Genomic DNA, 6,724 nt, shown 5'->3' on the forward strand with positions numbered 1-6,724 from the left:
CGAAGTCCCTGCTCGGGCGGACGATGGTGATCCTGATCACCCCGCTCGCGATCGTGCAGTTGATTTCGGCGATCGTGTTCTACGACACCCATTGGGGCAAGATCATGGATCGATTGGCGCAAGGCGTGGCCGGCGACATCGCCATGATGGTCCAACTAATCCCTCCCGACGCGAGCTCGGAAACTCGTCACCAAGTAATCGACCTGTTCGCGACCGCCAAGGAACTGGTCATCGATCACCAACCCGGCGCCATCCTGGCGCCGGCGCGGTGGAAACCGCGCGATTGGATCGAGGAATCGCTTAACGACGCGTTGTCGGAGCGCTTGACGCGCCCCTTCGTCGTCGATGCCTCAAGCCACCCGCGCCTGGTCATCATCGACGTTCAATTCGGCGACGGCGTGCTCAGGGCGATGGTTCCGCGCAAGCGGATGTTCAGTTCGACCGCGATCGTTTTCGGTCTGTGGACGGCGGGATCGTCGCTGATTCTGCTCGGGATCGCGATCATTTTCATGCGCAATCAGGTCAAGCCGATCCGGCGGCTGGCCCGCGCCGTCGAGAATTTCGGCAAAGGACGGGATTCGCCACGCTTCAAGCCCGAAGGCGCGCGCGAAGTGCGCCAGGCAGCATTGGCGTTCCAGGCCATGCGCGAGCGTATCCAGCGCCAAATCACGCAACGCACGGCGATGCTGTCGGGCGTTTCGCACGATCTGCGTACCCCGCTCGCGCGCATGAAATTACAGTTGGAAATGATGCCCGCGAACGAAGGCGTCGCCGAACTCAAGGCGGATATCGCGGAAATGGAGCGGATGCTGGAGGAATATCTCGCCTTCGCCCGGGGCGAAGGCAGCGAAGCGCCGACCGACATCGATATCGGAGCCTTGATCAAGGAAGCCGCCGCCGCCGCCCGGCGCGAAGGAAGCGCGGTAACCGTGCGAACCGAGGGCGATCTGGTGGTGCCGGTGCGACCTTCGGCCATGCGCCGCGCCATCGCCAATGTCATGTCCAACGCGATCCGGCACGGTCGCACGGTCGAAGCTGCCGCCCGTCGCGCCGGCGATTGGATCGACATCACGGTCGACGACGATGGCCCCGGAATCCCCAAGGAATCCCGCGAGGACGTTTTCCGGCCGTTCTTCCGGTTGGAATCGTCGCGCAATCCGGAAACCGGCGGCGTCGGGCTGGGATTGGCGATCGTGCGCGACATTCTGCGCGGCCACGGCGGCGACGCGGTGATGGAAGAATCACCCTTGGGTGGCGTGCGGGCGCACTTGCGCCTGCCGGTATGAGAGAGCCGGCTTGAACCGCTAAAACAGCTTGCCGCCGTCGGGCACGGCGAGGTCGGGCGTGACCAGCACCACTTCCCCGTCGGCGTCGGGAAAGCCGAGTACCAGAACTTCCGACATGAATTTTCCGATCTGGCGGGGCGGGAAATTGACCACGGCGGCTACCTGCCGGCCGACCAGACGTTCGGGCGCGTAATGACGCGTGATCTGGGCCGACGACTTGCGGGTTCCGACGGCGGGGCCGAAGTCGATCCAGAGCTTGATCGAGGGCTTGCGTGCCTCCGGGAACGGCTCGGTGCGGATCACGGTGCCGACGCGCACATCGATCCGCGCGAAATCGTCGTAAGCGACGGTCGGCAGGGGTTGGTTCATGGAGCTTCTCCCCATTTCGACCGAAGGTGCGGGAAAGGGGACGCCGAGGCAAATAAAAACCCCCGCCGGGGCCCCGTATTTCGGAGTCCGGCGGGGGTCGGGAGAACTCGCTCCGTGTTTGGAGAGACCTGAGGAAAACGGGGCGAGAAGCGCTGGCGAAAGACGTCCGCGATCAGGCGGCTTTCTTTTCGGTCTTTTCCGGCTTGGCCTTGAGCTTGAGCGCGCCTTCCTTCATCTCGTCGAGAAGGGCGACGACGCGGCTGGAGATCGGCTCGACCACGGCCTCGTTGGTCTCGGCGACCATTTCGGCGATCTCGCGGCCGTTGTCGAGGGCGGCTTCGAACACGCCCTTGGCGAATTCGGCCTGCTTCGCGGTCACGTCCTCGAGGGTGCCGGACTTGCCGATCTCGGAGAACGCGGCGGTGATCTCGTCGAGGGTTTCCTTGACCATCTCGGCTTGGCGCTTGGCGATCTTCTGGGCGTTTTCGGTCGCGACGCGGCCGGCGGCGTTGAAGGCCTCGAGGGTACGGCGCTGGCTTTCCATCACTGCGTCCATGTCGGCGGGCGAATAGCGGTACTGGCGGGCGGCCTTGAAGAATTCGTCGGCCATCTTGACCGGGGTCGCTTGGACGAAGGCCTTGAAGGCGTCGGGCCCGAAGAACGGGTTGGCTTTGAGGAAGTCGGCTTGCATAGTGGGCTCCTGCGGTTTGTTGTGCGGCGCAACGTGAATGACGAGCCTTATTTAAGCCTTATTTTTTTCAAAGTCAACGAAAATGTTGCATCGCACAATAAAAAACTTCGCTAGTGCAATATATCACAATTCGAACAAGGACTTAAGGAAGGAGCAGGGGTATCAGGCCTGGGAAGGTTCCCGCCCGGGGCGCCCCGGGGCCTTGGCCGTCAGTCCGGCGAAGGCGGCCATCAGGGTTTCGGCCGCGCGCAGGCCTTTGTCGAGGGCGGCCATGGTCGCGCTCAGGTCGGCGCTGTCGTCGGCAAGCCAGGCGCGCACCGCGTACAGATAAACGAAACCGAGGCCCTTGGTTTGGGCGGCGCCCAAGGGGCCGCGCGCGGAAAGACCTGCGGTCCGCAAGGCTTCCCTAAGCGAGCGGGCGAGCCGGCACGCGGCGCGCGCCGCCGACGGCGGATCGAACGGCAACTCGCGCGTGAGGCGCACCATCGCCGCGCGGCGGGCGTTGAGGGCGTCGAAGCGGCGCATGAGCACGTCGAACAGCCGGTCGCGAACCGGATTGGAATCGTCGGGCGCGTAGGTTCCTTCCGCCGCCACCGCCTCGTCCATCCGGCGGAAGACGGCGTCGAGCACCGCGTTGCGCGACGCGAACAATTCGCGCGCGGCGTCGGGCGCAAGCCCCGCGCGCTTCGCCATGGCATCTAGGCTGAAGGAACGCCAGCCGTCTTCGGCGATCAACTCGAGCGCGGCCTGGATGGCGCGATCCTCCGGCTTGGCGCCGCGCCGGCGACCGGGATTCCTATGTGACCGTGCCTTTGCCATCGGGTGCTTCCCAAGACGGCAATTATCGCGGAAATCGGATCGGGAGTCAGCCGGCGAGTTCTCGCGAACGCCGGGTCGCCTCGGCGACGGCGCGAGTCATGAGCGGTTTCAGCCCGTCTTCGGCCATCAGCACCTGGAGCGCGGCGGCGGTGGTACCGCCGGGGCTGGTGACGTTCTTGCGCAGTTGTTCGGCGCTTTCGCCCGAGCGGTGCAGCAGTTCGCCCGCGCCCGCCACCGTCGCCCGCGCCAAACGCTGGGCGAGCACATCGGGCAAGCCGGCGGCGCGACCGGCCTCGGCCAGACATTCGGCGAGCAGGAACACGTAAGCCGGGCCGCTGCCGGAAACGGCGGTGACCGCGTCGATCAGTCCTTCATCGTCGACCCATTCCACTTGGCCCACGGCCGCGAGCAGGGTTTCGGCGCGGGCGCGGGTGCGGGCGTCGACACGGGCGTTGGCGGCGATCACCGTGATGCCCCGATGCACGGCGGCCGGCGTGTTGGGCATGGCGCGCAGGATCCGGGCGCCGGGACCGAGCAGCCGTTCGAAATAGGCAATCGGCCGGCCCGCGGCGATTGACAGAAACGCGGCGCCCTTTTCGGCGAACGGGCGATAGGCGGGCAACGCCGCATCGGTCGATTGCGGCTTGACCGCGATCACCACCATGTCGGGCGCGAATCCGGCCGGGAGGCGCGCCGGATCGTCCACAACCGCGACGCCGAACTTGCGGGCGACAGCGGCATCGACGGCCTCAGGCTCGACGACCGACAAATCGGCGGGATTGAAGCCGCGCTCGATCCATCCGGCGAGAAGGGCGCCGCCCATCTTGCCGCACCCGACCAGAAGAACGCGGAACGAATCGGTGCTCACGCCTCGCCCAGGGTGTCGACCAGCGCGGCGGTGAGAGCGTCGGCGGGCGACTTGCCGCCCCAGATCACGTACTGGAACGCGGGATAGAACCGCTCGCATTCGACCAGCGCGGTGTCGAGCAAATCCTCGATCAGTTCCGCGCTCGGCCCCGGAAGTCCGCGCAGCGGCAGCGCGTGGCGGAACATGGGCAGGCCCTCGTCCTGCCACAGGCCGAAGTGGCCGAGCCAGAGTTTTTCGTTGATGAGCGCGAGCAGTTCGCGCACGCCGCCTCGGCGTTCCTCGGGCACGCGCATGTCGAAGGCGCAGGTAAAGTGCATCGCCCCCAACTCCTCGTTCCACGAAAAGTAGAGGCTATAGTCGCACCAGCGTCCGGGCGCCTGCGCCGCCATCTCCTGCTCGTTGCGCCGGTCGAAGGTCCACTCGTTGACCTCGACGATCCGTTCGATCATGTCGAGAGGATTGACCGCTGTCCGCTCGCCCATCGCGGGAGAGACCGTCATTGTCATGCCTCCTTGTTCGCGGGGATTGGGGCGTCTGGCGTGATGACCGTCGGCCCGGCACTTTTCGGGGGGAAAACTCTTGAAACCGCAATACGTTGGGGTGGCCGCGACATATAGTGGAGTTCCCCCGCACCGACTACCATGGGTAACCTGCCACAAACCGCGATTCCGGCGCAAGCGCGGGGATCGGATTCGAATCCGTCGGCCGAACGATTCTGTGGAAAAAACGACTCAACCTGCTGGATCGACTCAAGGAATTCGAACGAGCCAGGCGCGGCGTCGCGGGCAAGAGGCACGGGACGTGCCGATGGGTGCAAGCCCGGCGGGCGGAAACGGCCGCGCGAATCTCCGAATCGTGCGTCGATCGTCAACGCCGCTTGCGCGGGGAGCGTTTGGGCGATTTCTCCAGCGCCGCAAGCCGCTCGGCCAGCCGTTCCTGTTCGGCGCGCGCCTTAAGAGCGATGGCGCGCACCGCCTCGAATTCCTCGCGCGTCACCAGGTTCAGGGAATCGATCAGGCGTTCAAGGCGCGCCCGCGCCAACGCCTCGATCTCGTCCTTCACGCCGGTCATCACGCTGGCGGCGCCGCCGGCCATCTTGGCGATGTCGTCGAGAACGCGATTGCGGGTCTGCATGAATGGCCTCCTCGGGAGTACGGTCGATCTGAGCGGTAATATATCCGATGGTTCGGCGCGCGTCGCCATGCGAACGCTTCATCGCCTTGCCGCCATCCGGGCCTTCGGCCTATAAACGCCCGAAGGCCTGAAGGATTCACCGGGCGGAGTTCCCCCCGTCATGTACGTCGTCACCGGCGGCGCCGGCTTTATCGGCTCGAACATCGTCGCAGCGCTAGACGAACGCCAGCCCGGCTCGGTCTTGGTGTGCGACCGGCTGCGCGACGGCGTCAAATGGTCGAATCTGGCCACGCGCGAACTGATCGACATCGTTCCGCCCGAAGAATTGTTCGCCTTTCTCGATCGCCATGCCCGCGACGTCGAGGCGGTGATCCACATGGGCGCCATCTCCTCGACGGTGGAAACGGACGCCGACCGGATTTTCGTCAGCAATTACCGCCTGTCGCTTGGACTGTGGCAGTGGTGCGCCCGCCATCAGGTGCGATTGATCTATGCCTCCTCGGCCGCGACCTACGGCGACGGGGCCCGAGGCTTCGATGACGATGGCGACCCGAAGGCGCTTGCCGCGCTGCGCCCGCTCAATGCCTACGGCTGGAGCAAGAATCTGTTCGACCGCCGCGTCGCGCGGCTGTTGGCGGGCGGCGAGACGTCGCCGCCGCAATGGGCGGGACTCAAGTTCTTCAACGTCTACGGGCCCAACGAGTATCACAAGGGCGACCAGCGTAGCGTCGCGGTGCAGATTTACGAACGCATCAGCCGCGGCGAAGCCGCCCGGTTGTTCAAATCTCACCGGCCCGACTACGGCGACGGCGGGCAGTTGCGCGATTTCATTTGGGTCGGCGATTGCGTCGATATCGTGCTGTGGCTGCTCGATCATCCGGGCGTCTCGGGTCTCTTCAACTGCGGCACGGGCAAGGCCCGCTCGTTCGCCGACCTCGCCGCGGCGGTCTTCGCCGCCGCCGATCGCAAACCGAAGATCGAGTACGTGCCGATGCCCGAAACCTTGCGCGCCAAATACCAGTATTTCACCGAGGCGCGCATGGATCGGCTCCGCGCCGCCGGCTACGGCAAGCCGTTCACCACGCTCGAAGAAGGCGTCCGGCGCTACGTGCGCGATTACCTCGCCCAGGCCGACCGGCACCGGTGATTCGTGCTGCTCGCGGTGCCCTTTCCCGCCATCGATCCGGTGTTGATCGCGATCGGGCCGTTCGCGATCCGCTGGTACGCGCTCGCCTACATCGCCGGGCTTTTGATCGGCTGGCACTATATGCGGGCGCTCGCGGTCAAGACGCCGGTCGCCGCCCGGCCCGAGGAGGTCGACGACTTTCTGGTCTGGGCGACGCTCGGCGTGGTGCTCGGCGGGCGGCTCGGCTACGTGCTCTTCTATCGGCCGGGTTATTATCTCGATAACCCGCTCGAAATTCTCGCCGTGTGGCAGGGCGGCATGTCGTTCCACGGCGGCATTCTCGGGGTGACCGCGGCCGGCATCGCCTTCGTGCGCCGGCGCAAGATCGCGGCGCTGCCGTTCGCCGACCGGCTCGCCTGCGCGGCGCCGAT

General features: G+C 65.8%; 9 protein-coding genes. 3 read left to right on the forward strand and 6 right to left on the reverse strand.

The window, feature by feature from the left end:
- On the forward strand, positions 1-1,286 hold a 1,286-nt coding region (locus tag FJ311_15420; GenBank protein ID MBM3952823.1), incomplete at its 5' end, for a HAMP domain-containing protein.
- Between the two features lie 18 nt (positions 1,287-1,304).
- Here FJ311_15420 and FJ311_15425 read toward each other — a convergent pair.
- The 6 genes from FJ311_15425 to FJ311_15450 all read right to left on the reverse strand — a co-directional run bounded on the left by FJ311_15425 (position 1,305) and on the right by FJ311_15450 (position 5,167).
- The gene (locus FJ311_15425) at positions 1,305-1,655 is read right to left on the reverse strand and encodes a tRNA-binding protein (GenBank protein ID MBM3952824.1); all 351 of its coding nucleotides are present in this window, start codon (positions 1,653-1,655) and stop codon (positions 1,305-1,307) included.
- 172 nt (positions 1,656-1,827) lie between these two features.
- Entirely contained in the window at positions 1,828-2,346 is a 519-nt protein-coding gene (locus FJ311_15430; GenBank protein MBM3952825.1) for a phasin family protein, read from the reverse strand.
- Between the two features lie 162 nt (positions 2,347-2,508).
- Positions 2,509-3,165 (reverse strand): TetR/AcrR family transcriptional regulator, encoded by a 657-nt coding sequence (locus FJ311_15435; protein MBM3952826.1) that lies wholly within the window; start codon positions 3,163-3,165, stop codon positions 2,509-2,511.
- 46 nt (positions 3,166-3,211) lie between these two features.
- A complete protein-coding gene (locus FJ311_15440) occupies positions 3,212-4,132 on the reverse strand; it encodes a pyrroline-5-carboxylate reductase (protein MBM3952827.1) in 921 nt (306 codons plus the stop codon).
- On the reverse strand, positions 4,030-4,533 hold the full coding sequence (locus FJ311_15445) for a hypothetical protein (GenBank protein ID MBM3952828.1): 504 nt from the start codon (positions 4,531-4,533) through the stop codon (positions 4,030-4,032). The genes FJ311_15440 and FJ311_15445 overlap by 103 nt, the downstream gene beginning before the upstream one ends.
- Positions 4,534-4,900: 367 nt before the next feature.
- Positions 4,901-5,167: an accessory factor UbiK family protein gene (locus FJ311_15450; GenBank protein ID MBM3952829.1), complete on the reverse strand. Its 267-nt coding sequence runs from the start codon at positions 5,165-5,167 to the stop codon at positions 4,901-4,903.
- A 160-nt stretch (positions 5,168-5,327) separates the two neighbouring features.
- Between FJ311_15450 and rfaD the strand changes: the two genes are divergently transcribed.
- Both rfaD and lgt read left to right on the forward strand, forming a co-directional pair.
- Positions 5,328-6,314 (forward strand): ADP-glyceromanno-heptose 6-epimerase, encoded by a 987-nt coding sequence (gene rfaD / locus FJ311_15455; protein MBM3952830.1) that lies wholly within the window; start codon positions 5,328-5,330, stop codon positions 6,312-6,314.
- Between the two features lie 3 nt (positions 6,315-6,317).
- Positions 6,318-6,724 (forward strand): prolipoprotein diacylglyceryl transferase (lgt, locus tag FJ311_15460; GenBank protein ID MBM3952831.1); only part of this gene is annotated, 407 nt, incomplete at its 3' end.

The sequence above is a fragment of the Rhodospirillales bacterium genome (assembly GCA_016872535.1).
Lineage (GTDB): Bacteria > Pseudomonadota > Alphaproteobacteria > Rhodospirillales > 2-12-FULL-67-15 > 2-12-FULL-67-15.